This is a genomic window from Burkholderia contaminans, from assembly GCF_029633825.1.
In the GTDB taxonomy this organism is placed as follows: domain Bacteria; phylum Pseudomonadota; class Gammaproteobacteria; order Burkholderiales; family Burkholderiaceae; genus Burkholderia; species Burkholderia contaminans.
In genome coordinates this window covers 1,605,493-1,629,254 of record NZ_CP090641.1, presented here as the reverse complement: position 1 = coordinate 1,629,254, position 23,762 = coordinate 1,605,493, and the positions used below count along the sequence as shown (strand labels likewise).

23 protein-coding genes are annotated in these 23,762 nt (G+C 62.3%); 15 read left to right on the top strand and 8 right to left on the bottom strand.

Annotated elements, in window-relative coordinates:
* Window positions 1-10: 10 nt before the first annotated feature.
* The gene (locus tag LXE91_RS24975; RefSeq protein ID WP_135370694.1) at window positions 11-931 is read right to left on the bottom strand and encodes a LysR substrate-binding domain-containing protein; all 921 of its coding nucleotides are present in this window, start codon (window positions 929-931) and stop codon (window positions 11-13) included.
* A 436-nt stretch (window positions 932-1,367) separates the two neighbouring features.
* On the opposite strand from LXE91_RS24975, the gene LXE91_RS24970 reads away from it, so the two are divergent.
* Window positions 1,368-2,501, top strand: a complete 1,134-nt coding sequence (locus tag LXE91_RS24970; protein WP_039349506.1) for a porin — start codon at window positions 1,368-1,370, stop codon at window positions 2,499-2,501.
* A 120-nt stretch (window positions 2,502-2,621) separates the two neighbouring features.
* Here LXE91_RS24970 and LXE91_RS24965 read toward each other — a convergent pair whose 3' ends face one another.
* The gene (locus LXE91_RS24965; RefSeq protein WP_158077514.1) at window positions 2,622-3,278 is read right to left on the bottom strand and encodes a FadR/GntR family transcriptional regulator; all 657 of its coding nucleotides are present in this window, start codon (window positions 3,276-3,278) and stop codon (window positions 2,622-2,624) included.
* A 165-nt stretch (window positions 3,279-3,443) separates the two neighbouring features.
* Between LXE91_RS24965 and LXE91_RS24960 the strand changes: the two genes are divergently transcribed.
* The 5 genes from LXE91_RS24960 to LXE91_RS24940 all read left to right on the top strand — a co-directional run bounded on the left by LXE91_RS24960 (window position 3,444) and on the right by LXE91_RS24940 (window position 8,156).
* Window positions 3,444-4,154 carry a gamma-glutamyl-gamma-aminobutyrate hydrolase family protein gene (locus tag LXE91_RS24960; RefSeq protein ID WP_052760156.1) on the top strand — a complete coding sequence of 237 codons (711 nt, stop codon included), beginning with the start codon at window positions 3,444-3,446 and terminating at the stop codon, window positions 4,152-4,154.
* 17 nt (window positions 4,155-4,171) lie between these two features.
* Window positions 4,172-5,044, top strand: coding sequence for an ABC transporter substrate-binding protein (locus tag LXE91_RS24955; protein WP_198113716.1), 873 nt, complete (start codon window positions 4,172-4,174; stop codon window positions 5,042-5,044).
* Window positions 5,044-6,156, top strand: a complete 1,113-nt coding sequence (locus LXE91_RS24950; RefSeq protein WP_046196367.1) for an amino acid ABC transporter permease — start codon at window positions 5,044-5,046, stop codon at window positions 6,154-6,156. The genes LXE91_RS24955 and LXE91_RS24950 overlap by 1 nt, the downstream gene beginning before the upstream one ends.
* Window positions 6,156-6,899, top strand: a complete 744-nt coding sequence (locus tag LXE91_RS24945) for an amino acid ABC transporter ATP-binding protein (protein ID WP_039349509.1) — start codon at window positions 6,156-6,158, stop codon at window positions 6,897-6,899. Before LXE91_RS24950 ends, LXE91_RS24945 begins: the two co-directional genes overlap by 1 nt.
* 189 nt (window positions 6,900-7,088) lie before the next feature.
* Complete coding sequence (locus tag LXE91_RS24940; RefSeq protein WP_039349511.1) at window positions 7,089-8,156, top strand: porin; 1,068 nt, start codon at window positions 7,089-7,091, stop codon at window positions 8,154-8,156.
* 465 nt (window positions 8,157-8,621) lie between these two features.
* On the opposite strand, the gene LXE91_RS24935 is transcribed toward LXE91_RS24940, so the two are convergent.
* On the bottom strand, window positions 8,622-9,353 hold the full coding sequence (locus LXE91_RS24935) for a GntR family transcriptional regulator (RefSeq protein ID WP_039349514.1): 732 nt from the start codon (window positions 9,351-9,353) through the stop codon (window positions 8,622-8,624).
* A gap of 155 nt (window positions 9,354-9,508) precedes the next feature.
* Between LXE91_RS24935 and LXE91_RS24930 the strand changes: the two genes are divergently transcribed.
* The 5 genes from LXE91_RS24930 (at window position 9,509) to trhA (ending at window position 15,827) form a co-directional block, all read left to right on the top strand.
* Window positions 9,509-10,879 (top strand): class-II fumarase/aspartase family protein, encoded by a 1,371-nt coding sequence (locus LXE91_RS24930; RefSeq protein ID WP_039349517.1) that lies wholly within the window; start codon window positions 9,509-9,511, stop codon window positions 10,877-10,879.
* 26 nt (window positions 10,880-10,905) lie between these two features.
* Window positions 10,906-12,312: a cation:dicarboxylate symporter family transporter gene (locus LXE91_RS24925; protein WP_039349520.1), complete on the top strand. Its 1,407-nt coding sequence runs from the start codon at window positions 10,906-10,908 to the stop codon at window positions 12,310-12,312.
* Window positions 12,313-12,727: 415 nt separating this feature from the next.
* Window positions 12,728-14,806 (top strand): carbon starvation CstA family protein, encoded by a 2,079-nt coding sequence (locus LXE91_RS24920; RefSeq protein ID WP_039349522.1) that lies wholly within the window; start codon window positions 12,728-12,730, stop codon window positions 14,804-14,806.
* 12 nt (window positions 14,807-14,818) lie between these two features.
* Window positions 14,819-15,025, top strand: a complete 207-nt coding sequence (locus LXE91_RS24915; protein WP_011353713.1) for a YbdD/YjiX family protein — start codon at window positions 14,819-14,821, stop codon at window positions 15,023-15,025.
* A gap of 181 nt (window positions 15,026-15,206) precedes the next feature.
* On the top strand, window positions 15,207-15,827 hold the full coding sequence (trhA, locus tag LXE91_RS24910) for a PAQR family membrane homeostasis protein TrhA (RefSeq protein ID WP_039349524.1): 621 nt from the start codon (window positions 15,207-15,209) through the stop codon (window positions 15,825-15,827).
* A 67-nt stretch (window positions 15,828-15,894) separates the two neighbouring features.
* On the opposite strand, the gene LXE91_RS24905 is transcribed toward trhA, so the two are convergent.
* The 3 genes from LXE91_RS24905 to LXE91_RS24895 form a co-directional block, all read right to left on the bottom strand.
* Window positions 15,895-17,304 carry an MFS transporter gene (locus tag LXE91_RS24905; RefSeq protein WP_039349527.1) on the bottom strand — a complete coding sequence of 470 codons (1,410 nt, stop codon included), beginning with the start codon at window positions 17,302-17,304 and terminating at the stop codon, window positions 15,895-15,897.
* Complete coding sequence (locus tag LXE91_RS24900) at window positions 17,301-17,732, bottom strand: nuclear transport factor 2 family protein (RefSeq protein WP_039349529.1); 432 nt, start codon at window positions 17,730-17,732, stop codon at window positions 17,301-17,303. Before LXE91_RS24900 ends, LXE91_RS24905 begins: the two co-directional genes overlap by 4 nt.
* A gap of 116 nt (window positions 17,733-17,848) precedes the next feature.
* Window positions 17,849-18,202, bottom strand: coding sequence for a DOPA 4,5-dioxygenase family protein (locus tag LXE91_RS24895; protein WP_039349531.1), 354 nt, complete (start codon window positions 18,200-18,202; stop codon window positions 17,849-17,851).
* 492 nt (window positions 18,203-18,694) lie between these two features.
* Here LXE91_RS24895 and LXE91_RS24890 point away from each other — a divergent pair, with 492 nt between their 5' ends.
* Genes LXE91_RS24890 through LXE91_RS24880 form a run of 3 tightly spaced genes read left to right on the top strand, consistent with a single transcriptional unit; the run spans window position 18,695 to window position 19,784 of the window.
* On the top strand, window positions 18,695-19,072 hold the full coding sequence (locus tag LXE91_RS24890; RefSeq protein ID WP_039349533.1) for a hypothetical protein: 378 nt from the start codon (window positions 18,695-18,697) through the stop codon (window positions 19,070-19,072).
* Between the two features lie 14 nt (window positions 19,073-19,086).
* On the top strand, window positions 19,087-19,299 hold the full coding sequence (locus LXE91_RS24885) for a hypothetical protein (protein WP_039349709.1): 213 nt from the start codon (window positions 19,087-19,089) through the stop codon (window positions 19,297-19,299).
* Window positions 19,296-19,784 carry a hypothetical protein gene (locus LXE91_RS24880; RefSeq protein WP_039349537.1) on the top strand — a complete coding sequence of 163 codons (489 nt, stop codon included), beginning with the start codon at window positions 19,296-19,298 and terminating at the stop codon, window positions 19,782-19,784. The genes LXE91_RS24885 and LXE91_RS24880 overlap by 4 nt, the downstream gene beginning before the upstream one ends.
* Before the next feature lie 230 nt (window positions 19,785-20,014).
* Here LXE91_RS24880 and hpnH read toward each other — a convergent pair whose 3' ends face one another.
* On the bottom strand, window positions 20,015-21,175 hold the full coding sequence (gene hpnH / locus LXE91_RS24875; protein WP_039349540.1) for an adenosyl-hopene transferase HpnH: 1,161 nt from the start codon (window positions 21,173-21,175) through the stop codon (window positions 20,015-20,017).
* A 12-nt stretch (window positions 21,176-21,187) separates the two neighbouring features.
* A complete protein-coding gene (gene ispH, locus LXE91_RS24870) occupies window positions 21,188-22,129 on the bottom strand; it encodes a 4-hydroxy-3-methylbut-2-enyl diphosphate reductase (protein WP_039349543.1) in 942 nt (313 codons plus the stop codon).
* A gap of 402 nt (window positions 22,130-22,531) precedes the next feature.
* Between ispH and LXE91_RS24865 the strand changes: the two genes are divergently transcribed.
* The gene (locus LXE91_RS24865) at window positions 22,532-23,719 is read left to right on the top strand and encodes a glycosyltransferase (protein ID WP_039349546.1); all 1,188 of its coding nucleotides are present in this window, start codon (window positions 22,532-22,534) and stop codon (window positions 23,717-23,719) included.
* The last annotated feature ends 43 nt before the right edge of the window (window positions 23,720-23,762 follow it).

Genomic DNA, 23,762 nt, shown 5'->3' with positions numbered 1-23,762 from the left:
CCTTTCGTCGCTATTCGACTCGCGTCCCACCCATTCGAATGGCGATGTCCCGCAGGCTCGCGACTAACGGCGATTGGTCATTCCTGCGCAAGACGAGATACAACTCTGAATCGTCCTGGACGTCCAGCAATTGGCGAAACACCAAGCCAGGAAGCCTGATGTTTCCGATACTCTCCGGCACGATTGCCACGCCGTGGGCGGACGCGACATGCACGAGAGCTGTGAGGAAGTCCTTCGTCTGGAGCTCAATCCTCGGTGTAAAACCGGCGTCTCGACCGATTGCGAGAAGATGACGGGCAAAGCCGATGTCTCGCTCGAATTGAGGCGCCGTGAAGGTCTCGTCGGCGAGATCTGCCGCGTGTATCGCTTCCTGTTCTGCGAGCCGATGGGCTTGCGGTAAAGCGACGACCAGCCTTTCTCTCAACAAGAGAATCTGGTCGACTTCTTCGCGGTTGCCTGCGGCCGTTCGCACAATGCACGCATCGAGGTCCCGTTGATGGAGTCGTTGAATTTGAGCCGGGCTATCCAGCGAATGTAGTCCGGTTCGCACCTGCGGATAGCGCTCGGCATGGCTCGTCAGTAACCGCTGTACGACGCCGGCGCATGCCGCGGAAATCACATATCCGATTTCCAGCGCACCAAGTTGTCCACGCCCGGCCATCATCGCAACGCGCTTCGCGTTCTCGGCTGCAGCGAGCGTCTGTCTGGCCTCTTGCAGGAACAACAGACCCGCTGCATTCAGGGTGACCGAGCGCTTCGTCCTTATCAGCAGCTTTACGCCGAGCTCCTTTTCAAGCGCGAGTATTTGCATGCTCAGCGCAGACGGAGCGATGTCAAGCGTTTCCGCAGCATTCGCGAAGTGCAGTTGTTCGGCAACGGTCACGAAGTATCGAAGCTGTCGTAGGTCCATGCGAGCGTTCTTCTTTTGCACCTGGTCAATCGTGGCGGAGTGGTTCACATGATACCCAGCCGCCGGATATTCGCAAATGAAGGCATGTGAGTCGCTGTCGCGTGTGTCGACACATGGGTGGGCTCTGATGGCAGAGCTGCATCACTGCATCACGGGTGCCGCAGTTCTGCATCACCTCGGCAGTAGGGGAAATCGCCTACGCTGATTCGCTAACGTGCTGATTCGACGGAAAAAAGCGATGTCGGCGCGTGATTGGCATTGTTCCTGCTCTTGTAGGTTACACAGACGGCAGCGGTTGGCCGCCGGCGTTCGCGGACAACCCGTTTCTTCGAGATGCAGCATGTTTCATATAGGACAACGAAAAGTGTGATCGTGCACTGCCACGACTAGGGCCGTCACGAAACAGGTCCGAACGGAAGTCTGTCTTCAATTACTTCACTCTCGTAATAGGTACTTCATGCAAAAGTCTCTGTCAGTCGCCGCCGCCACGTTCATCTTTTCGACTGTCGCCAGCGCACAAGGTAGCGTTACCCTCTATGGGGTTCTCGACGAAGGCCTGAACTTCACCAACAACGCTGGCGGAGCAAAGGCATACCAGATGTCGACCGCCGACCTCGGCGTCAGCCGGTTCGGGCTGAAAGGCAGCGAAGAACTTGGCGGCGGCCTGCATGGCATCTTTCAACTCGACAACGGCTTCGATATCAACAACGGTCGGCTGTCGTACGGAGGGCGGCTCTTCGGCTACAACGCATACGTGGGTCTGCAATCGGACGCGTTGGGATCGCTGACGCTGGGTCGCCAGTTCGACTCCATTACGGATGTGCTGGGTCCGCTGACGGCCAACGGCAACTGGGCGGGAACGCTTTTCTCTCACCCCCTGGACAATGACAATACGGACGCGACATTTCACGTCGACAACGCCGTCAAGTACACGTCTGGCACTTACGGTGGTTTCTCCGCCACTGCGATGTACGGTTTCAGTAACCAGGCCGGTGGCTTTGCACTGAATCGAGCGGTGATGGCGGGCATCAAATACACGTATGACACGCTGACCGTCGGGGCAATTTATGCAGACCTCTCGTCTCCGGGGGCATCTCAGACCGGTGCCCTTACCACCGACGACGCAGGATTTGTCGCGGGGAACCAAAAGATTTATGGCATCGGCGCAAACTACGGCATTGGGCCTGCGACGCTGGGGCTCGTGTACACGCATACGAGTGTGTCTCGGCCGGCAAGCTCGATATGGGTTGGCGACCTGGGAACGAGCAACGGAAGCACCAGGTTCGACAACGTCGAAGGGAACGTAAAGTACGATATATCGCCTGCCTTTTCCGTCGGCGGGATGTATACCTATACGCGCGCCAGTGTGAGCAGCGGCGGGGGCGCGTCGTCCATTCACTGGAACGAAGGGGGCGTCATGGCCTCCTACTCGCTGTCCAAGCGAACCGTGCTCTATGCACAAGCGGTGTATCAAAAGGTGTCGGGTGCGACCGGCACCGTGCTCGACAACGCATTCATTGTCGGTTCAGCTGGCGTTTCCTCGAACTCGCATCAAGTCGTGTCCCGCGTCGCCATGATGCATACCTTCTGAGTCGCCGCGCCGAGCGACGTCATTCAACACGGGGCGGTTCGAATGATTCGAACTGCCGCACATGGATTTCGGCAGGCGAACGCACGACCGGATCTGGCGCAATCTGCAAGCGTGACGATGTCAACAACCCAAGAGTGGTTTGCACCATTCGAACGTTGATTCAACGTGTGCAATCATCTCTCGTCTTGCGCCGTCAGCGTCCCGCGCGGCAATGGCCGACACCAATCGCCGATGTTCAAAGGAAAGCGTTCCTTTCACCGGTGTAATGAGGGGCAGCGGCATGATAAGACGGTTCATCTGCGCTTGTATTTCTACCTCCTCGCGTAACAGGTCGGGAGACTTGGCGGCTTCCGCTATCAAGGTATGGAGGTGTGCGTCGGCCATGCGTCTTGCCGGTACGTCGGTGGGCTCCGCGTCAAACCGTCGAGCCGCCTCTTCAATCCTCCGGATGTCTCTCTCGCTGCCGCGTTCGGCCGCAAGGAAGCAGGCCTCTCCGGATATTGCGCGGCGCCAGTCGGTAAGACTTCGGAGTTCACTCTGCGTGAATGTGTTTGCTCCCGCCACTTCCCGCAAGCGCTGGCCCACATTTTCTGCAATGTAACTACCGCCAAACCGCCCGCGTGTTGTCACGACAAGCCCGAGTTCGCGCAGTGATGCGAGTGCGGTGCGAAGCGTCATGGGTGCCACCCCGAACGTGCGGGCGAGTTCTTCCTCCCGAGGCAACTTGTCGCCTGGCCGAAACTCACCGGTGGTGATGCTTTCGGTCACCTTGCGCACGATTGTTTCGGGTGCACTCTGCCCCGCGATAGGGGTAAGTGTGGATGCGAAAGCTTTTTTTTCCATAACCTCTAGGTGTTATAGTTTTACAGTCGACACTCAATTGTACTCCTTATGTCAGAAGTTGCTAAAAAAGTGCCCGCTCGCGTCTTAGTGTCCTGTGTCATGGACTCTGAGCTCGCTGCGCCAGAACTGAACTTGGCGCTCCGCACCTTGGCGGACCACACCGTTTCGAGACTGGCCAGCGCTGGCCTCGAGGCAGGCATGGTGGACGCCGCTCATTCTTCAAGAGATCCCGCTGATCTTGTCAGCGAGTATGACGGACTTGTCGTGCTCGGCGGCAGCGACGTTCACCCCGGAAATTATGGTGACGACACCTTGCATCCGTGCTCATATGGGATCAACCCGCGAGCTGATGATTTCGAGATCAGGCTCGTTCGCGCGGCGATGAATCGTTCGATGCCATTCCTGGGCATTTGCCGGGGAATGCAAATTTTGAACGTTGCGCTCGGCGGCTCGCTTCTGCAGGACGTTGGCACGCAGTCCATTCACAATGTATCTGCAAACAACACGCAGTTCATCACGCATAGCGTACGGATTCTGCCTGATAGCAAGCTGGGGCTGATCTACCGCACTGACCAGATCATCGTTCATTCCGCACATCACCAGGCCGTTCATGAGCTCGGAGAAAACCTTGTCGTTTCAGCCGTCGCGCCGGATGGCATCACTGAAGCGATCGAGATTGCGGGCGATCAATGGGGGCTAGGCGTGCAATGGCATCCGGAATACCCCGGTGCCGACCAGGCGCAATTGGAGCTGCTATTTTCCGCTCTGGATCGTGAGTGTTCGAACTATCGCTCGCGAATTTCCGGTTGACTTATTAAGGATGACATATGAAGTACAAATTTTCGAATGCAGCCGCTACGTGGATGCTTATAACGACTGCAACCGTCGTTACACCGGCGATCGCAGGTAGTCAGGCTCAGACTTCGTCCTCGTTCGGAACCTGCGAGATTACAAGCGCGCAGCAAGATACAAAGCTGCAAACGATCGAGAAAGATTCGCTGACGGTGGCAACCATCTTGCCTAACCCGGGTTGGTGGAACGGGATGTCGCCGGATACCATCAACGGAGGATTCGAGTACTGCCTTGCTGCCAACATCGCATCGCGTGCGGGACTTCACCGTATCAGGATCAAGAACATCAGTCCCGCGCAGTTCTTTTCCGGGATGGCGACCGGGTATGACGTAGCGATTGCGTCGACAACCATTACCGAACCGAGAAAGAAAGTATTCAACTTTTCTCGCCCGTACTTCACTTCCAATCTTGGTGTTGCAACGAAGGTCTCCGGGGGCGTTACCGAAGGCAACATCAGGAACAAGCGTATCGGCGTGCTTCAAGGCAACGTCGGCTCGGATTGGGTCGCAAACGTCCTCAAGCCGCAGACGAAGGTTAGTGTTTACCAATCCCAGGAAGACATGTTCACTGCCCTGATGGCAGGACAGGTCGATGCGATCGTGACCGATACCACGCTCGCGCTGACGCAAGCCAAGGCGTCAAATGGGGTAGTACATGTACCCGGGCAATTTAGAGTGGATCAGGGTTATGGCGTGATCACCCCGCGTGGTTCGGTCAACACGCAGCCCGTCGATACGGTGATCGGTTCACTCGCATCGGACGGTACGCTCAAAAAGCTCTCGGCTACATACCTTCAACCGAGGTTCGGCGTTGACCCATCCCAGATATCTTTCTGGAGCGTACGTTGATGAACATCGTGAGTGAAACTTCGAACGCGTTTGTCGGCAGAGACACGTTGAGTCCGGCGCCCAAGAGCCTGCCGCTTTCAATCGCGGCAATCGCGGCATCGTTGGCATTGTTACTGCTGATCGCAACTATCGGCGGCGCCCTCACGGTGACCTCTGCACACAAAGGGGCCGGCAACGTTATCGGACTTGCAATCAGCTCGGTCGGCGTAGTTGCTGCCGCTGTGTCCCTCTGGTATAGCGTCGCTGCGTTGCGCTTGTCTCTCAAGGCTCAACGCGAGGCGCGCCGTAACGATATCCTGGCAGCCCGTGCAAGCGCCGACGGCGCGAAGCAGGATGCACTTATTTCGTTTGGCCTGAACCTGACATATTTGATCGTTCTTATGTTCGGTTTGTTCATGACAATCAATGACGGCAGCATTCAGAAAACGTTTCTACGCATTGATGTCATCAAGGAATGCTTCCTCGATGTGTTGAGAGCCTTCGGTGTCAACATATGGATGGCCCTCGTTTCGCAGGCGCTGGTGCTCGTATTAGGACTTGTGCTCGCTGTGATGCGGATGATTCCAGGTCGGGCCGGAGCACCGGTTAGGGCGTTGGCGATTGCATATATCGACATTATGCGGGCAGTTCCGGCCATCATTGTCCTCTACCTGGTTGGCTTTGGTCTTCCGTTGGCGAAGATCCCGCTTCTAAGTGACTTGTCGCCGGAATGGTATGCGATCTTTGCCTTAACGATGACATTCAGTGCATATGCTGCGGAGACATATAGAGCCGGCATTGAGTCCATCCATCCTTCACAGTGGTCTTCGACGCGTTCGCTCGGGTTCTCGTACGGCCAAACGTTGAGGTACGTGATTCTTCCTCAAGCAGTGCGACGTGTCATTCCGCCGCTGCTTGGCGGATTCATCGCACTGCAAAAGGACACCTCTCTGGTCAACATCATTGGAACCGTCGATGCATTCAATCAAGCGAAATTTTATGCGTCGAGCAACTTCAATCTGTCGTCGGTCACCGTGGTGGCTGCATTGTTTGTAATGGTCACGATACCTCAAACTCGCTTCGTCGACTGGATGCTTGCGCGAAGCTCAACTCGTCGCCAGAAGGGTAAATAATGTCATTCATCGAACTTGTCGACTTAAAAAAGCGGTATGGCGAACACGAAGTGCTTCGCGGAATCGACCTTAATATCGAGAAGCATCAGGTTGTTACGTTAATCGGCGCATCAGGTTGCGGGAAGTCGACCCTCCTTCGTTGCATCAATGCGCTTGAGACCATCGACACCGGCAAGGTTCTAATCGGCGGCGACGTCGTATCCGGCCCGGGCGTCGACGTCAATCGATTGCGCAAGCGGGTCGGTATGGTATTTCAGTCCTACAATCTCTTTCCCCATATGACCGTGCTGGACAATGTGGCGTTGGGGCCGGTCAAGTTGCTGGGGGAGAATGTCGGAGCGGCACGGGAGCGTGCTCGCGCACTGTTAGACCGAGTGAACTTGTCGCATCGCGCTGAATATTATCCGGATCAGCTCTCAGGTGGTCAGCAACAACGGGTTGCGATTATGCGTACTATCGCGATGCGACCCGAGGCCATGCTTCTGGATGAAATCACTTCCGCGCTCGACCCCGAACTCGTATCCGAAGTGCTTAACATTGTCCGCGACCTGGCAGCGGATGGTATGACCATGATTCTCGCGACGCACGAGATGCAGTTCGCTCGGGAAGTGTCTGACCAGGTTGTTTTCCTTGAACAGGGTCGTGTGCTCGAGAAAGGGCCGCCTTCACAGTTGTTCGGCGATCCCGTAGAGGCGAGAACCAGAGAATTTCTCAAAAAAATCGTCGACGCGGGCAGGCTGTAACTAATACATAGCACCTGCGCCCCATCAGGGGCGTCTCCTTCACCCAATTGCATCGGAACTGGTTCGGTTCCGTTGTCCAGTTTTGCGTCATTGAGACGGAAAGCACGGCGATATCGGAAGTATTCGGATGTATAACTTCGTCATGCTAATCAATAAATATAAACTCGATAAACAGGTTGGAGATTTTCGATGAAAATAAGGAATAGAAACATTGCTTTTTCCATTGCAGCCCTTATGGCAAGTTCGTTGGCCAGCGCGCAGTCGTCCGTCACGCTTTATGGTGTCGTGGACGCCAGCCTTGTATGGAGAAATCACGCCACTCCGAAGGGAGGAGACATGGTCGAAATGAGTAATGGTGCGATTAATCACAGTCGGTTCGGGTTGCTCGGGAACGAAGACCTTGGCGGCGGGACGAGTGCGATCTTTCGACTGGAAAGCGGCTTCAATCCGCAGGATGGTTCCATGGCATCGAAGAATCTCATTTTCGACCGATACGCGTACGTTGGTCTCAAAGGTCGCTTCGGATCGCTAATCGCGGGAAATATCAACACGATCTTCTACAACACCATGAGCAACTATGATCCGCTCACGGTGGGCAACTTCTACAACACGGCTTGGTGGTTTGGCACGGATAGCGGGAAACGGCCAAGCGCCATGTACTACGAGAAGGAGCTTGGACCCGTGCGGATAGGGCTTTCTTACGGTGTTGGCGGAGTGCCGGGAAGCGTCGCCCAAAATTCCCAGTTTGGCGGTGCAATCATGTATGCCGGAGGGAGTATGACAGCCGGCGCCGTGTATCAACAAACCAGGGCCGCCAACTACGGTGGGCTCCAGCGCATCTTCGGCTTGGGCCTAACGTACGCGATCGGTCCGGCAACACTGTATGCGGGATATCAAAATAATCGTGACGGCACGGGCCTTGCCGATACACAGCTGAACATTACCGGCGCACCATCCGGCACCGCGGACGTCGAACGCCGGGATCAGGGCTTTTTCGCTGGCGTATCGTACCAATTGAGCCCAACCGTATTACTCCGTCAAGCGTACTATTACGACAATATTCACGATGCGCAAAAATTCGCGGGCAATGACGGCGTGCGATGGACCCTCGTTTCGGAAGCGGAGTACGCTTTCTCAAAGAGGACCAGTGTGTACGGCCAAGTCGACTACAACCATACGAGCGGAGCGGCTAACGTCCAACTCCCAGGGGCGAGAAACCAAACAGAAATCGCTATTGGCTTGCGCCATTGGTTCTAACATGAACTAGGTCGCTGCCGCAGTAGGCGCGGCGATAGCTTCTCGATGCTCGGCTTTTGATCGGGGAGCATGTAGATCAGAAGGAATTGACGGCGTGTGATCTCACCGAAGACTCGCACGCACTATATCTGGCACCTTTGATCGTCAACTCCTCTGCCGAGTCTACCGCTGGAGCACCGCCGCGTCGTACGTGTATAAGTCTGGACTGGACCAAACAGACAGCATCAGATCGTCTGACTCAGTTCGGTCAACTAGAGTCGTCCGAGAGCTTCCTGCAAATGGCAGAAACCGACGGCTTAACGGGCACCTGCTTCAGCGCAACGCATCAGGTGATTGAGTAGTGCTACTGCACCGTAACCAGTGCATTGAAGGCGGCGGGGGCGTCACGCGCAGAGCAGATACCGAGCAAATCCACTTTTTGCTTCGGTGCGCCAATGTTGACGGCGCTTTCACCCGTCTGCCGGTTCAACTCTCGGACCGTTTCAGCCTCATGGAAACGGAAAATCGTTCGGCCGGGTGAATGCTGATCGAGATTTCGAACGCAACGCCCATCGAATCGATATAGCGCCGCACGATTTCAAGCGCGGCCGTTCCCGCCGGGATCTGCAGTCTCGCAGCCATCTCCGGCGAGACGTTCACCGCTTGTACGTTTTGCTCGATTTCGGCAACGCATCGTCCGTAACGGGCCTCGATCAATGAACTGATCAGCGTGTCAGGCTCGTTGCGGATCGTCTCCACGATTTCCGCATAGCTCGGATCAATATAAACGTCCGTCCAGCCAATCGGCGGACGCGAGGTATCGCGTTCGACACGCAGGCTCGAAATGCGCAGCCAGCGCGCACCTTCGTCGCTCTTCAGGACCTTCGCGAGCTTGCCGTCAGCGACAAGCTCCTCGACCGTCTGCACCACGCGCAGATTCTCGGAACCGAACTGGACGAGATCCTCGATCGAAGCAAGAGACGGCCGGAAGTCGTTTTTCGGTTGCACCGATTCGACACGCGTCCCCGCGTTCTTGCGGCGCGACACGAAGCCGAGTTGCTGCAGCTCGTGCAGCGCCGCGCGAATCGTGTGCCGGCTCGTCTTGTACAGATCGCGCAATTCGAGCTCGGTCGGCAAGTACGAGCCGACGGGAAAGCGGCCCGACGCGATGCCTTCAGTCAGGTCGCGCGCGATCTCGGCGAAATGGGGTCGGTTCATTTTCTCTGCATGTCAGTCGTCGCTGACAGTTTAAGGGTAAACGTCGCTTGAGCGATATGTCCGGACATAATAGCCTTCGATATGTCCGGACATATTGAAGGTATCCGGCTTCGAAGGTCCGATGCCTTTTCCCGTTTTCCTTTTCAGAGGTCACCATGGCAAGCCGCACCCTCCCTGTCTCCAGCACCGTCGTCGATTCGATTCTGTTTCGAGATGCCTTCGGCACCGCGAAGATGCGTGCGCTGTTTTCCGATCATTCACTCGTGCAGCGCTACATCGACGTCGAAGTCGCGCTCGCGAAGGCCGAGGCGCGCGTCGGCGTGATTCCTGCCGAAGCGGCCGACGTGATTGCACGGGAAGCGAGCATCGAGCGCATCGATTTCGATCACATGCGCGAGGAGACGGACATCGTCGGCTATCCGATCCTGCCGCTCGTGCACCAGCTCGTCGCGATGTGCGGCGACGCGGGCCGCTACGTGCATTGGGGTGCCACGACGCAGGACATCATGGACACCGCGGTGGCCCTGCAAGTACGCGATGCGCTGGACTCGATCGACGCCGATATCCGCGAATTGCGCGGCATTCTCGCCGACCTCGCGCGCACGCACCGCGACACCGCAATGGCAGGCCGCACCCATCTCCAGCATGCGCTGCCGGTCACGTTCGGCTACAAGGCCGCAATCTGGCTCGCGATGTTCGACCGGCATCAGCAGCGGCTCGCGGAGCTGCGCGCACGCGTCGCGGTCGTCGAGTTCGCGGGCGCGGCCGGCACGCTGGCGTCGCTCGGCGACAAGGGTTTCGACGTCCAGAAGGCGCTTGCGGAAGAACTGAAGCTCGGTGTGCCCGCGACGACGTGGCACGTCGCGCGCGATGGCTTCGCCGAGGCAGTGAACCTGCTTGCGCTGGTCACGGGCTCGCTCGGCAAGATCGCGCTCGACATCATGATCATGGCGTCGAACGAGTTCGCGGAAGTGTACGAACCGTTCGTCAAGGGGCGCGGCGCAAGCAGCACGATGCCGCAAAAGCGCAATCCGATCTCGAGCGAGCTGATGCTGGCGGCGGCGAAAGCTGTGCGGCAGCACGCGGGCCTGATGGTCGACGCGATGATCCAGGATTTCGAGCGTGCGACAGGTCCGTGGCATGCGGAATGGATCGCGATTCCCGAGAGCTTCATCCTGACATCCGGCGCGCTGCATCAGGCGAAGTTCGCGCTCGGCGGGCTGATCGTCGATGCGGCGCGGATGAAGCAGAACCTCGGCATCAGCAAGGGGCTGATCGTCGCCGAAGCCGCGATGATGCAGATGGCGCCGTTTACCGGGCGCCAGCAGGCGCACGACATCGTGTATGACGCGTGCCGCACGGTCAACGAGAAGGGCGGCACGCTCGCCGAAGCGCTGGCCGCACTGCCCGAGGTGACGCGGCACTTCGATCGCGACGCGATCGAACGCATGACGGATCCGGTCAACTACCTGGGCCTCGCGCCGCAGATGGTCGATCGGGCGATCGCACTGTCCCGCGAAATCTGAGCGGACGACGTGGAGGAGACACCATCATGAATCACGCACAGACCTCGCGCGACGAACCGGTCGCCCCGGCGCCGAAGCGCCCGTGGTATCGCAAGCTCGGCATGCAGGTGCTCGCGTCGCTGGTGCTCGGCATCGTCGCCGGGCTGCTGTTTCCGAAATTCGGCACGCAGATGAAGATTCTCGGCGACGTGTTTCTCGCGCTGATCAAGGCCGGCGTCGCGCCGCTCGTGTTCCTGACGATCGTGCATGGCATTGCTTCCGCCGGCGACGTGAAGAGCGCGGGGCGGGTCGGCTGGCGTGCGATCGTCTACTTCGAAGTCGTGTCGACGATCGCGCTGGCGTTCGGCCTGTTCGCCGGCAACCTGCTGCAGACCGGGCAGGGTATGACGTCCGTGGCGGTCGGCAAGGTACCGGTCGCCGCGGCAAAGGCGGCGCCGCAAGGGTTCACCGAATTCGTGATGCATCTCGTGCCGGACAACTTCATCGGCGCGTTCGCGAAGGGCGAGCTGCTGCAGGTGGTCGTGCTCGCGGTGATGGTCGGCATCGGGATTCTCGCGATTCCCGAAGGGCGCCGCACGCGAATCAACGACGGGCTCGACCAGATTTCGGAGGTCCTGTTCTCGTTCATCAACCTGGTGATGAGGCTTGCCCCGCTCGGCACCTTCGGCGCGATCGCGTTCGCGGTCGGCAGCAACGGGACAGCCGTGCTGGTCGCGCTCGCGCAACTCGTGCTCAGCTTCTACGCGGTCGTGGTGCTGTTCATCGTCGTCGTGATGGGCATCGTCGCGAAGCTGGCCGGCTTCAGCATGTGGCGCTTCATGCGCTACATCAAGGACGAGATCCTGATCGTGCTCGGCACCGCGTCGTCGGAAAGCGCGTTGCCACGCCTGCTGATCAAGCTCGAGCGACTTGGCTGCGCGAAGCAGACGGTCGGTCTCGTGCTGCCGACCGGCTATGCGTTCAATCTCGACGGGACGTCGATCTTCATGGCGATGGGCGTGATGTTCATCGCGCACGCGTACAACGTGCCGCTCACGTTCGAGCATCAGATGGGGATCCTGCTGCTGATGCTGTTGACGTCGAAAGGCGCCGCGACGGTATCGGGCGGATCGTTCGTGGTGTTCGCGGCGACGGTGACATCGACGGGGCTGCTGCCGGTGGAGGGGCTCGCGCTGATCTTTGGCGTCTACCGCTTCATGTCGATGGCGATCGCCACGTGCAATACGATCGGCAACAGCCTGGCCACGGTCGTCGTTGCGAAATGGTCTGGTACGTTCGACGAGACGGTCGCCCAGCGCCACCTTTACCCGGAACGTTATCCGGCAACAGCGCGTGCCGATGCGAAGCTCGACGATGGCAACCTGCTGCCCGAAGATTCCGGCGACGCGAATCCGCATCCGCACGGGATCCGGCTCAAGCGCGGCGGTCTGTAGCATCGATGCTGGGCGAACGAGCGCATCGGTTCTACGGATGCGTGGTCGAGTCGATGTTCTCGCCGGATGCAGCGTTCGATGTCGCTATCCACATTGATGGGACGGTTCGCTTTTCCTCGCGGTGGCGCACCACGTCTTGGGTTACCTTGAATCGATCCAGCTCCCGCTTCGGCAGTGGGGGCTGGGTACAAATTTCCGCAAACCGACGTTGTCGTCGCGCCGCACCTCCCCACATCTACGTAATTCTACGTAGCCCCGCATACGTAGTTATCCGCTTGTAAGCCGCCCCCGTCGCGCGGAATACTACGGCCCATCGCCGTGGCCTCTGCGAGGCTGCGGCACGACGCATCGACGTCACGCGGGTTCGGCCCCTCGTCGCATCCACTCAAAAACACATTGGAGACCAGGAGACGCCATGAATCGGGCTTCCAGTACCCTGCTATGGATCGCGGTCGCGCTGCTCGGCGCGTTCGCGTTCGGCACGATCGCACTCGCACACGGCGAGCGCGTCAGTGCCCTCTGGATCGTGATCGCCGCAGTCTGCGTGTATCTGATCGCGTATCGCTTCTACAGCCGTTTCATCGCCAGCAAGGTCATGCAGCTCGACGGGCTGCGGATGACGCCGGCCGTCAAGTACAACGACGGCCTCGACTACGTGCCGACCAACAAGTACGTGCTGTTCGGCCATCACTTCGCCGCGATCGCCGGCGCCGGGCCGCTGGTCGGCCCCGTGCTCGCCGCGCAGATGGGCTACACGCCCGGCATGCTGTGGATCCTGGCCGGCGTCGTGTTCGCCGGCGCGGTGCAGGACTTCATCGTGCTGTTCATCTCGACGCGCCGCGACGGCCGCTCGCTCGGCGATCTCGTCAAGATGGAGCTCGGCACGGTGCCCGGCGTGATCGCGCTGTTCGGCGCGTTCCTGATCATGGTGATCATCCTCGCGGTGCTCGCGCTGATCGTCGTGAAGGCGCTGACGAATTCGCCGTGGGGCACGTTCACCGTCGCCGCGACGATTCCGATCGCGCTGTTCATGGGCGTCTACACGCGCTACATCCGTCCGGGCCGCATCGGCGAAGTGTCGATCATCGGCTTCGTGCTGCTGATGGCATCGATCGCGTTCGGCCAGCACGTGCACGATTCGCCGACGCTCGCCGCGTGGTTCACGTTCACGGGCACGCAGCTCACGTGGATCCTGATCGGCTACGGCTTCGTCGCCTCGGTGCTGCCGGTGTGGCTGCTGCTCGCACCGCGCGACTACCTGTCGACCTTCCTGAAGATCGGCACGATCCTCGGCCTCGCGATCGGCATCCTGGTCGTCGCGCCGGAACTGAAGATGCCCGCGCTGACGAAGTTCGTCGACGGCACGGGCCCCGTGTGGTCGGGCAACCTGTTCCCGTTCCTGTTCATCACGATCGCGTGCGGTGCGGTGTCTGGCTTCCACGCGCTGATCTCGTCCGGCACGACGCCGAAGCTGATCGACAACGAAACCAACGCGCGCTTCATCGGCTACGGCGCGATGCTGATGGAATCGTTCGTCGCGATCATGGCGCTGGTTGCCGCGTGCGTGATCGAACCGGGCATCTACTTCGCGATGAACGCACCGGCTGCCGTGCTCGGCTCGACGCCGGAAGCGGTGGCCAACACCGTCACGCAATGGGGCTTCGTGCTGACGCCCGACATGCTGACGCAGACCGCGAAGGCCGTCGGCGAAACGACGATCATCGCGCGTGCGGGCGGCGCGCCGACGCTGGCCGTCGGCATGGCGCACATCCTGCACCAGGTGATCGGCGGCGAAGCGATGATGGCGTTCTGGTATCACTTCGCGATCCTGTTCGAGGCGCTGTTCATCCTGACGGCCGTCGACGCCGGCACGCGCGCGGGCCGCTTCATGCTGCAGGACCTGCTCGGCACGTTCCACCCGGCGCTCAAGCGCACCGAGTCGCTGCCCGCGAACCTGGTCGCCACCGCGCTGTGCGTGGCCGCGTGGGGCTACTTCCTGTATCAGGGCGTGGTCGATCCGCTCGGCGGCATCAACACGCTGTGGCCGCTGTTCGGCATCTCGAACCAGATGCTCGCCGCGATCGCGCTGGTGCTCGGCACCGTCGTGCTGTTCAAGATGAAGCGCGAGCGCTACGCATGGGTGACGATCGTGCCGACCGCGTGGCTCCTGATCTGCACGCTGACGGCCGGCTGGCAGAAGATTTTCGACGCGAACCCGAAGGTCAGCTTCCTCGCGCACGCCGCGAAGCTGCAGGCCGCGGTGGACGAAGGCAAGGTGCTCGCGCCGGCGAAGTCGATCGCGCAGATGAAGCGGATCATCTTCAACGACTACATCGATGCGGCGCTGGCCGGGCTGTTCATCTTCGTCGTCGTGGCGATCGCGGTGTACGGCGTGATCGCCGTGCTGCGCGCGCGCCGCGAGTCGAAGCCGACGGTGCGCGAGACGCCGTACGAAGCGATGCCGGCCGCGCAGGCGCTCGGCAGCGGACGTTAAGGGGAGGCCGCGATGTTCAGCGATCTTGGCAGCGACCTGCGCAGCGCGGGGCGTTACCTCGGGCAGGCGTTGCGGCTGATGGTCGGCCTGCCCGACTACGACACCTACGTCGCGCACATGCGCGCGACCCATCCGGACCGCGAGCCGATGACGTATGAGGAATTCTTCCGCGAGCGTCAGAATGCGCGGTACGGGTCGGGAGCGGGGAAGTGCTGTTGAACCGGGCTGCCCAGGCCGTTCGGTAATCGAAAGGGAGGCGCCGCGATGCATGTCGCGGCGCTTTTTTCTTTGGCGGGCCGGCGGCGCGCGTCGCCGTTTGCCTGAGCGCAGCACGGCACATTCCGCCGGCCGGTATCATAGGGTTCCCTCTTTTCCCGATGGACCCGCAGGAGAACACGTCGTGCATGTCGGTGAGCGTTTCAACAGCATTTCCCATCTCGTCGGCGCGGTGCTGTCGGTGGTCGGTCTCGTGGCGCTCGTCACGATGGGCGCGCTCGAAGGCGATCCCTACAAAGTGGTGAGCTTCAGCGTGTATGGCGCGATGCTGATCCTGCTCTATGCCATCTCGACGCTGTACCACAGCGTGCGCAATCCGCGCCTGAAGGCGATCCTGCAGAAGTGCGACCACTCGGCGATCTACCTGCTGATTGCCGGCAGCTACACGCCGTTCACGCTGGTCACGCTGCGCGGCCCGTGGGGCTGGTCGCTGTTCGGCGTGAGCTGGGGGCTCGCCGTGTTCGGGATCGTGCAGGAGTTGACGCTCGGGCGGCGCACGCGCCTGTTGTCGATGATCCTGTACGTGGCGATGGGCTGGCTCGCGCTGGTCGCGGTGCGCCCGTTGATCCATGCGCTGCCGCCGGTCGGTACCGCTTGGCTCGTGGCCGGCGGGTTGATCTACAGCGCGGGGATCTACTTCTTCATCAACGACGAACGCATCCGCCATGGGCACGGCATCTGGCATCTGTTCGTGCTGGCCGGGAGCCTGTGCCAGTTCGTCAGTGTCGCGATGTATGTCGCGTGAGCGACGGGCGGCGTTGACGCAATGGCGGCGCGCCGTGCCGCCGCGCGCGCACCTGCTGGAGCATGCGTCACCGACGCGTGGCGGTTTGTAGCTGCGCAGCCGGTTCGCCGGGTGCCCGTGACGGCCGCGCCGTGATCCACCACGTCGCGGCGGCGAGTGCCGACAATCCTGTCGCGATGCCGAGCGCCACCCGCATCGCCGCCGGAAACGGCTGCAGCGTCGCGATGCACGCGCCGAAGATCGCCACCCCAAGCGCCGATCCACTTTGCCGCGCCGCGTTCAGCGCGGCCGCCGCCACGCCGGCGCGGCGCCGGTCGACCGTCCCGAGCGCCGGCGACGTCGCGGCCGGCGAGATGAATCCCGATGCGAAGCCGATCGCGAGCATCGGCGCGACGGCGAGCCACGCGGGTGTCGTCGCACCGATGCCCGTCATGCCGAGCGCGCCGCCCGCATAGAGCCCAAACGCCGCGCACATCGTGCCGCGCGCGCCGAAGCGAGCAACCAGCCTGCCCGAACACAGACCGCCGAGCGCGACCATCGCGGTCATCGGCAGGAACGCGAGCCCCGTATCGAGCGGGCTCGCGCCGCGGACCTGCCGATAGAACAGGCTGAGCACGAACAGCAACCCGTAGAACACGAACGCCGACGCCATCGACACGAACGTCGATCCGGCGAACAGCCGGTTGCGGAAGAACGCGAGCGGCAGCATCGGTTCGCGGCGCCGCGCTTCGATCGCGATGAACGCGCTCCACGCGACGACGCTCGTCACCGCGCCGCCGATGATCGGCGCCGAGCGCCAGCCGAGCGACGGGCCTTCGATCAGCGTGCCGATCAGCGCCGCGATCGCGACGATGGCCGTAGCCTGACCGCCCCAGTCGACATGCCGCGATGCGTCGCCCGCGGCAGCGCGCACGACCGAGCGGCCGAGCCGGATGCCGGCCAGCCCGAGCGGCAGGTTCACGAAGAAGAGGCTGCGCCATCCGAACAGATGGATCAGCAGGCCGCCGATCAGCGGGCCCGACGCCATCGCGATGCCGCCGCAGCCCATCCACAGGCTGATCGCCGACGCGCGTGCGGCCGGCTCGGGGAAGGCGCGATTGAGCAGCGCGAGCGAGCAGGGCACCAGCATCGCGCTGCCGACGCCTTGCAGCGCGCGGGCGACTGCAAGCGCCGGGAGGCTCGGCGCGACGCCGCATAGCGCCGACGCGGCGACGAATACCGCGAGCCCGGCGATATAGACGTCGCGATCGCCGAGCCGGTCGCCGAGTGTGCCGCCGGTCATCAGCAGGCTCGCGAACGCGAGCGTGTACGCGTTCACGATCCACTGCAGCCCGGCTACGCGGCTGCCGAACGTATGGGCGATGTCGGTGAGCGCGACGTTGACGATGGACGCGTCGAGCAGCACGAGCGTGTAGCTCACGCCGGTCGCGGCGAGCACGCGGCGGGCCGCGGCGCGGTTCGGTGCGGCGCCCGTCATGCGCGGTCGGGCGCCGGCGTGGCGGCGCGCAGCGCGAGAAAGCCGGCCCATCCCCAGTACACGCGATGATGCGCGATCAGCCCGTCGCGCAGATCCATCACTTCGACGAGATCGACCTGGTCGCCGTCCGGCGTGGCGCGCGGATATTCCCACGTGAGCTGGCGGCCGTTCGAGAAGAACAGCCCGGTGCGATACCAGCGCCCGAGCTTGTTGCCCGGATTGCCCAGGCTCGCCGCGAAGAATGCGCCGATCGCGGCCTTGCCGTGCAGCACGCCGGAGCCGTGATCGGGCAGCGTGACGACGATCAGCGGCGTTTCGAGTATCGCGTCGTCGGCATACAGCGCCATCAGCGCATCGACGTCGCGCGCGACGACGGCCGCGTGCCAGCCTTCGTAAATGTGCCGGGCATCGGCGTGGGCGTGTGACATGGCGGGTCCCGGAAGCGTCGATAACGGAACCCACTGTATGGGCGCGCCGCCGCGGAACGTTTCACGTCGACCCGAAACGTGGATGTGCCGCGGCGCAGGCGGCCGCGTGCCGGCCGTTATCCGGCCAGCGCGTCGAGATTCAGCTGATACGACTTCCCGATCCACACCGCGCAATCGCGATGGTCGCGCAGTTCGTCGTTCGTATTCGGATGCAGGAAGATGTCGAGCGCCCCGTGGTTCAGCACGAGCCACGGCACGATGTCATCGAAGCGCGCGGCGTCGAACGCGATCTGGTACGACCATGCCGGGTGCGGGCCGACGAGGCGTTCGTGAAAGCGGCCGAGTTCGATGACCGCGCCGAACCGTTCGTCGACGACCTGGCGAAACGTCCAGGCCGCGTCGCGGCTCACCGCATCGAAATAGACGTGCGCGTGCCAACTGTGGATGGCGGTGATGTCGAGGGCAGCCATGGAAGGACTCGATGAAGATGGGAATGCATGAGGTGCCGTGCGAAACGGCCGATGTGTGATTATCGCGCGTCCTTGCCGTGCGCGTCGTGTCGCTATCCGGCAATCCGGACGCGATGATTTGTCCTGAATCATGAGAAACGTTCGATTCGATCGGGCGACCGATTGCGGTGTCCGCACGCGCGATATCACGCCGGAAGCCTTGTCGGCGGGTGCGCCGGTGGTGATCGCATCGGCAACATGTCATTTCCGAAATTGAAAAAGAGCTGCGTGCGCTGCTTCGGATCGTCTGAACAAATGCGATCAGGGCGTTGAATGAAATAAAGAAATTCCTGTTTGGCGGGATTCGCGCATGACGCGGTTTGCGCACCGGGTGTCGACACCGAAAATATCAATTGCGGAATCGGCTATTCATACGGAATGCAGCGCGTCATACGATGGTTTCAACGCATCGTCGAACATGATCGATGCGGGGACAACCACCTGGAGGCCACTATGCGATCCCTCGTTCCCGTTGCGGTACTTTCCTGCGCACTCGCTGCGCTGCCCGCCGTCAGTTTCGCTCAGTCCGCCGTGACGGACGGCGCCTCGAATGCCTCATGGTCGAGCTGGTCGGCGGCGCGTGCCGAAACCGACGCGCAACTGACGCAGATGACGCGCGCCGGCTATCGCGCGACGTCCGCCGGCAACCAGAACTATCCGCTCGCGATGCAGCGTGCGCTCGAACGTGTCCATAACCCCGTGCCGGACCGGTCGCGCGAAGAGCGGGCCGCGATGGAAGCGCGCGCCGCGCGCGATGTGCAGGGCGGCCATCCGGTCAAGGCGTTCTTCGTGAAGACCGCGTACTACCTGAAGGGCGAGAACACGTTCTGATGCAGGAGGCGAACATGGCTTGCACGATCCGATTTAACGGCGTCGTGCGCGCGTCGGCGCCGCGCCGGCTGCCGGACGCGCGGGCGGCGCAGCGGCGCGACGATGGGCACGGCGCGCGGCGTCGTGCGACGTACCTGCGCCACGCGCGCCGCGACGCCGTTGCGTGCCGCCTCGCATGGCCGGCATTCGAGGCGAGCGATTTGCCCGCCGACGGGAGCCCGTCATGAAAGGCTCCCGGAAAAACCGTCGCCACGTGCCGCTGACCCGCGAGTGGCTGCTGCCGCTGCCGCCCGTGCATGCACGCGACATCTCGCTGAAATGCCACATGGCGCTCGTCGCGCTGCGTAGCGGGCATGGCAACGAGGCGCTGCTGATGCGCTTGCGCACGAGTGTCTACCTCGTGTTCCTGGCGCTCGACGATGCGGTAGGCGCGGATGCGGACATCGACCTGTGCGTCGACGCGGAGCGTGCGCTCGATGCGGGTGTGGCGCGCGCGGCGCAAAGCGGCGCATGGACGCTGCGCGACGACGAATGCGCAGTACTCGAGCCTGTGCTCGCGGCGAACGACACGTGCGTCACGACGCTCACGCGGCATCGGCTGGCCGAGCTATGGGAGCACGTCTGCGCGTTCGCGTCGAGCGGCCAGCCGGCACTCGTCGCGGGCGCGGCGGAGAAGATGCGCATGCATGCGGCCGAATCGCTGGCCGCGTAGCGTCGCACCGGTTTCGCAGGGAGGATGGAGGAGACAGGGCCGGCCGCACCGGCGCAGCGATACAGTCACGTTGATTCAGCGCATGCGTGACTGTCGCGGCAATCAATACGGTGACGGTGAAACGCGATGCAAAACCGCGGCCCAAAACAAAAGCGCCACGGAGCGGACTCCGTGGCGCTTCATTTTTTCCCGCCGGCGCGAAGGCGTGGCCTCCGCGCGGCGAAACGCACTCAGGCTGCGGCTGCCGGCTTCGCCGCCTTCTGCAGCTTGCCCTTGCCGGCGCGCTGGATTTCCTCGAGCTTGATCTCGACGTGGCGCGAGAACACGTACTCGGCCGGGCGCTGCTTGTCGATCGGAATGTCCGGAGCGAACGGGCCGTCGGTCTTGATGCCCTTGCGGCTCACGGCGAACGCCTTCAGCGGATGCGCCATCGTGTCCATCACGGCAGTTGCCTCGAAGCCGCAGTGGACCATGCAGTCCGCGCACTTCTCGTAGTTGCCGACGCCGTAGTTGTCCCAGTTCGTGTCTTCCATCAGTTCCTTGAAGGTCTTCACGTAACCTTCGCCGACCAGGTAGCACGGCTTCTGCCAGCCGAACACCGTACGCGCCGGGTTGCCCCACGGCGTGCACTTGTACGTCTGGTTGCCGGCCAGGAAGTCGAGGAACAGCGACGACTGGCTGAACGACCAGCGCTTGCCGCCTTCGCCGCGCTTCAGGATTTCGCGGAACAGGTTCTTCGTCTTGTCGCGGTTCAGGAAGTGCTGCTGATCCGGCGCGCGCTCGTACGCGTAGCCCGGCGACACGGTGATGCCGTCGACGCCGATCGGCTTCAACGTATCGAAGAACTTCGCGACGCGCTCGGGGATCGCATCGTTGAACAGCGTGCAGTTGATGTTCACGCGGAAGCCGCGGCGCTTCGCTTCCTTGATGGCCGCGACCGCCTTGTCGTACACGCCTTCCTGCGACACCGAGTGATCGTGCATCTGCGCGTCGCCGTCGAGGTGGACCGACCAGACGAAATACGGGCTCGGCTGGTAGTCGTCCATCTTCTTTTCCATCAGCAGCGCATTCGTGCAGAGGTAGACGAACTTCTTGCGCTTCATGATGCCGCGGACGATTTCCGGCATTTCCTTGTGCAGCAGCGGCTCGCCGCCCGCGATCGACACGATCGGCGCGCCGCATTCGTCGACCGCTTCCAGGCATTCCTGGACGGACAGACGCTGGTTCAGGATGGGGTCCGGATAATCGATCTTGCCGCAGCCGTTGCACGCGAGGTTGCAGCGGAACAGCGGCTCGAGCATCAGCGCGAGCGGATAGCGTTTGTTGCCGGACAGGTGTTGGCGCGTGATGTACGCGCCGACGCGGACTTGCTGGAGCAGCGGAATAGACAAGAGATGTCCTCCTTAAACTTCGCGGGCGACAGCTTGCGTGAGCTTCGCCGGCAGCTTGAATTCGACTTTTTCCTCACGGCCCGCCATCGTCGTGACGTCGACGGGACCCAGCGCGCGCAACGCGCCGATGACATCTTCGACCATCTCCTCGGGCGCGGACGCCCCGGCGGTCAGGCCCACGGTCTTCGCATTCGCGAACCATTCGGCCTTTACTTCCGAACCGTCGGCGACGAGGTAGCTCGGCACACCGCTTTCGGTGCCGATCTCGCGCAGGCGGTTCGAGTTCGAGCTGTTCGTCGCACCGACCACGAGCAGCACGTCAACCTGTTCGCTCAGCTCGCGCACGGCGGCCTGGCGATTTTGCGTCGCGTAGCAGATGTCGCGCGTGTCCGGGCCGACGAGGTCGGTGAACCGGCGCTGCAGCGCTTCGATGATGCCGCGCGTATCGTCCACCGACAGCGTGGTCTGCGTAATGTACGCGACCGGCGTGTCGACGGGCAGCGTCAGCGTATCGACTTCGGCTTCGCTCTGCACGAGGATCACCTCGGCCGGAATCTGGCCGATCGTCCCCTCGACTTCCGGGTGGCCCGCATGGCCGATCAGGATCAGCCGGCGGCCCGCCGCGACATACTGGCGGCCTTGCACGTGCACTTTCGTGACGAGCGGGCAGGTCGCGTCGAGCACGTCGAGCCCGCGCGTTTCCGCGTCGCGCTCGACCGTCTGGGCGACACCGTGCGCGCTGAAGATCGCGACAGCGCCGTGGGGCACCTCGTCGAGTTCCTCAACGAATCGGGCCCCTTTATTACGCAGATTCTCGACGACATGCCGGTTATGCACGATCTCATGACGCACATAGACCGGCGCACCGTGCTGTTGCAGCGCGCGATCGACGATCTCGATCGCACGGACAACCCCCGCACAAAAGCCGCGGGGCTGGGCAAGGATGACTCGCATAGGTGAGCGAACTCCGACGACAGACGCCGGGGTTCGAGGAGCTGGCACTCGCTCGCTCGCCCCGGCTTGATGTTATGAAGGCAGGAACGAACCGGCCGGCCAGGCCCCGGAACCCCGAATTAATCGCGCATTTTAACCCTATCGGGAACTCCTTGCTCTGGTGCTGTATCCGGCGTGTTGCATTTGCGGGAGAACCGCGTCGGCGCTGGCGCGCGCGGAACCCAGTAAACTACGCGGTTTCGCGGGCAGCCGCTCCGGCTGCCCGGCGTCGCGCTCATTTCAAGGCCATTCGATGACCGTCGATTCTTACGCGTATTGCCCGGCCGCCCGTGCGGTTTCGGGCGTTTTGTTCCCGACCCCTATTGATTTTGCCGCTGCCGGCGTCCGACAGGGGGCGCGCCGATGATGCTGGTTCTTGCATTCCTGGTGTCCGGCCTGTCGCTGATGATCTGGATCGTGCTGCTCGTCGCGCGCGGCGGCTTCTGGCGCGCGGTGCCCGCGCGGCCGCTGCCGCCCGAGGCGCGCGGCGCCGCGGCCGAGGCCGGCTGGCCGGCCGTCGTCGCGGTCGTGCCGGCGCGCAACGAGGCCGACGTGATCGCCCGGGCGGCGACTTCGCTGCTCGAGCAGGATTACCCGGGCGAATTTCATCTGATCATTGTCGATGACCACAGCGACGACGGCACCGCCGACGCGGCGCGCGCGGCGGCGCTCGCGATCAACCGCGCCGACCGGCTGACGGTGCTGGCCGCGAAGCCGCTGCCGGCCGGATGGTCGGGCAAGGTGTGGGCGCAGTCGCAGGGGATCGCCGCGGTGCAGACGCTCGGCCTGCCGGCCGACTACCTGCTGCTGACGGATGCCGACATCGGCCATCCGCCCGACGCCGTCGCGCAGCTCGTCACGCGCGCGCAGGCCGAGAACCGCGATCTCGTGTCGCTGATGGTGCGGCTGCGCTGCGATTCGTTCTGGGAGAAGGCGCTGATCCCGGCGTTCGTGTTCTTCTTCGCGAAGCTCTACCCGTTCTCGTGGATCAACAATCCGCGCAACCGGACGGCCGGCGCCGCGGGCGGCTGCATGCTCGTCAAGCGCACGGCGCTCGAGGAAGCGGGCGGCATCGAGTCGATCCGTGGCGCGCTGATCGACGACTGCAGCCTCGCCGCGCAGATCAAGCATCGCGGCGAAGGCCGCCATCCGATCCGGCTCGACCTGGCCGACCGCAGCGTGTCGTTGCGCCCGTACGACAGCTGGCGCGACATCTGGAACATGATCGCGCGCACCGCGTTCACGCAGCTGCACTATTCGCCGCTGCTGCTGGCCGGCACGCTGCTCGGGATGACGATCATCTATCTCGTGCCGCCCGCCGCGGCGCTCGCGTACGGCGCGCGTGCATGGCCGGCGTGGCTCGCATGGGCGTCGATGTGCGCCGCGTATGCACCGATGCTGCGCTACTACCGGCGCTCGCCGCTGTGGGCGCCGGCGCTGCCGCTCGTCGCGCTGTTCTACGTCGGCGCGACGTTCGCGTCCGCGTGGCGCTACTGGCGCGGCAAGGGCGGCCAGTGGAAGGCGCGCGTGCAGGCGCCGGTGGAGCGCTGAGACTTGCCCGGGAGGCGTGCCTCCCGGCAGCCGGAAAGCAAAC

What these genes read in the sequence shown, in the direction of transcription:
- LXE91_RS24890 (WP_039349533.1), top strand. Translation starts at nt 18,695, where the DNA reads ATGCGATCCCTCGTTCCCGTTGCGGTACTTTCCTGCGCACTCGCTGCG.
- LXE91_RS24970 (WP_039349506.1), top strand. Translation starts at nt 1,368, where the DNA reads ATGCAAAAGTCTCTGTCAGTCGCCGCCGCCACGTTCATCTTTTCGACT.
- LXE91_RS24940 (WP_039349511.1), top strand. Translation starts at nt 7,089, where the DNA reads ATGAAAATAAGGAATAGAAACATTGCTTTTTCCATTGCAGCCCTTATG.
- LXE91_RS24880 (WP_039349537.1), top strand. Translation starts at nt 19,296, where the DNA reads ATGAAAGGCTCCCGGAAAAACCGTCGCCACGTGCCGCTGACCCGCGAG.
- LXE91_RS24885 (WP_039349709.1), top strand. Translation starts at nt 19,087, where the DNA reads ATGGCTTGCACGATCCGATTTAACGGCGTCGTGCGCGCGTCGGCGCCG.
- LXE91_RS24895 (WP_039349531.1), bottom strand. Translation starts at nt 18,202, where the DNA reads ATGGCTGCCCTCGACATCACCGCCATCCACAGTTGGCACGCGCACGTC.
- LXE91_RS24925 (WP_039349520.1), top strand. Translation starts at nt 10,906, where the DNA reads ATGAATCACGCACAGACCTCGCGCGACGAACCGGTCGCCCCGGCGCCG.
- LXE91_RS24950 (WP_046196367.1), top strand. Translation starts at nt 5,044, where the DNA reads ATGAACATCGTGAGTGAAACTTCGAACGCGTTTGTCGGCAGAGACACG.
- LXE91_RS24930 (WP_039349517.1), top strand. Translation starts at nt 9,509, where the DNA reads ATGGCAAGCCGCACCCTCCCTGTCTCCAGCACCGTCGTCGATTCGATT.
- LXE91_RS24945 (WP_039349509.1), top strand. Translation starts at nt 6,156, where the DNA reads ATGTCATTCATCGAACTTGTCGACTTAAAAAAGCGGTATGGCGAACAC.
- LXE91_RS24900 (WP_039349529.1), bottom strand. Translation starts at nt 17,732, where the DNA reads ATGTCACACGCCCACGCCGATGCCCGGCACATTTACGAAGGCTGGCAC.
- LXE91_RS24915 (WP_011353713.1), top strand. Translation starts at nt 14,819, where the DNA reads ATGTTCAGCGATCTTGGCAGCGACCTGCGCAGCGCGGGGCGTTACCTC.
- LXE91_RS24905 (WP_039349527.1), bottom strand. Translation starts at nt 17,304, where the DNA reads ATGACGGGCGCCGCACCGAACCGCGCCGCGGCCCGCCGCGTGCTCGCC.
- LXE91_RS24955 (WP_198113716.1), top strand. Translation starts at nt 4,172, where the DNA reads ATGAAGTACAAATTTTCGAATGCAGCCGCTACGTGGATGCTTATAACG.
- ispH (WP_039349543.1), bottom strand. Translation starts at nt 22,129, where the DNA reads ATGCGAGTCATCCTTGCCCAGCCCCGCGGCTTTTGTGCGGGGGTTGTC.
- LXE91_RS24865 (WP_039349546.1), top strand. Translation starts at nt 22,532, where the DNA reads ATGATGCTGGTTCTTGCATTCCTGGTGTCCGGCCTGTCGCTGATGATC.
- LXE91_RS24935 (WP_039349514.1), bottom strand. Translation starts at nt 9,353, where the DNA reads ATGAACCGACCCCATTTCGCCGAGATCGCGCGCGACCTGACTGAAGGC.
- LXE91_RS24920 (WP_039349522.1), top strand. Translation starts at nt 12,728, where the DNA reads ATGAATCGGGCTTCCAGTACCCTGCTATGGATCGCGGTCGCGCTGCTC.
- LXE91_RS24960 (WP_052760156.1), top strand. Translation starts at nt 3,444, where the DNA reads ATGGACTCTGAGCTCGCTGCGCCAGAACTGAACTTGGCGCTCCGCACC.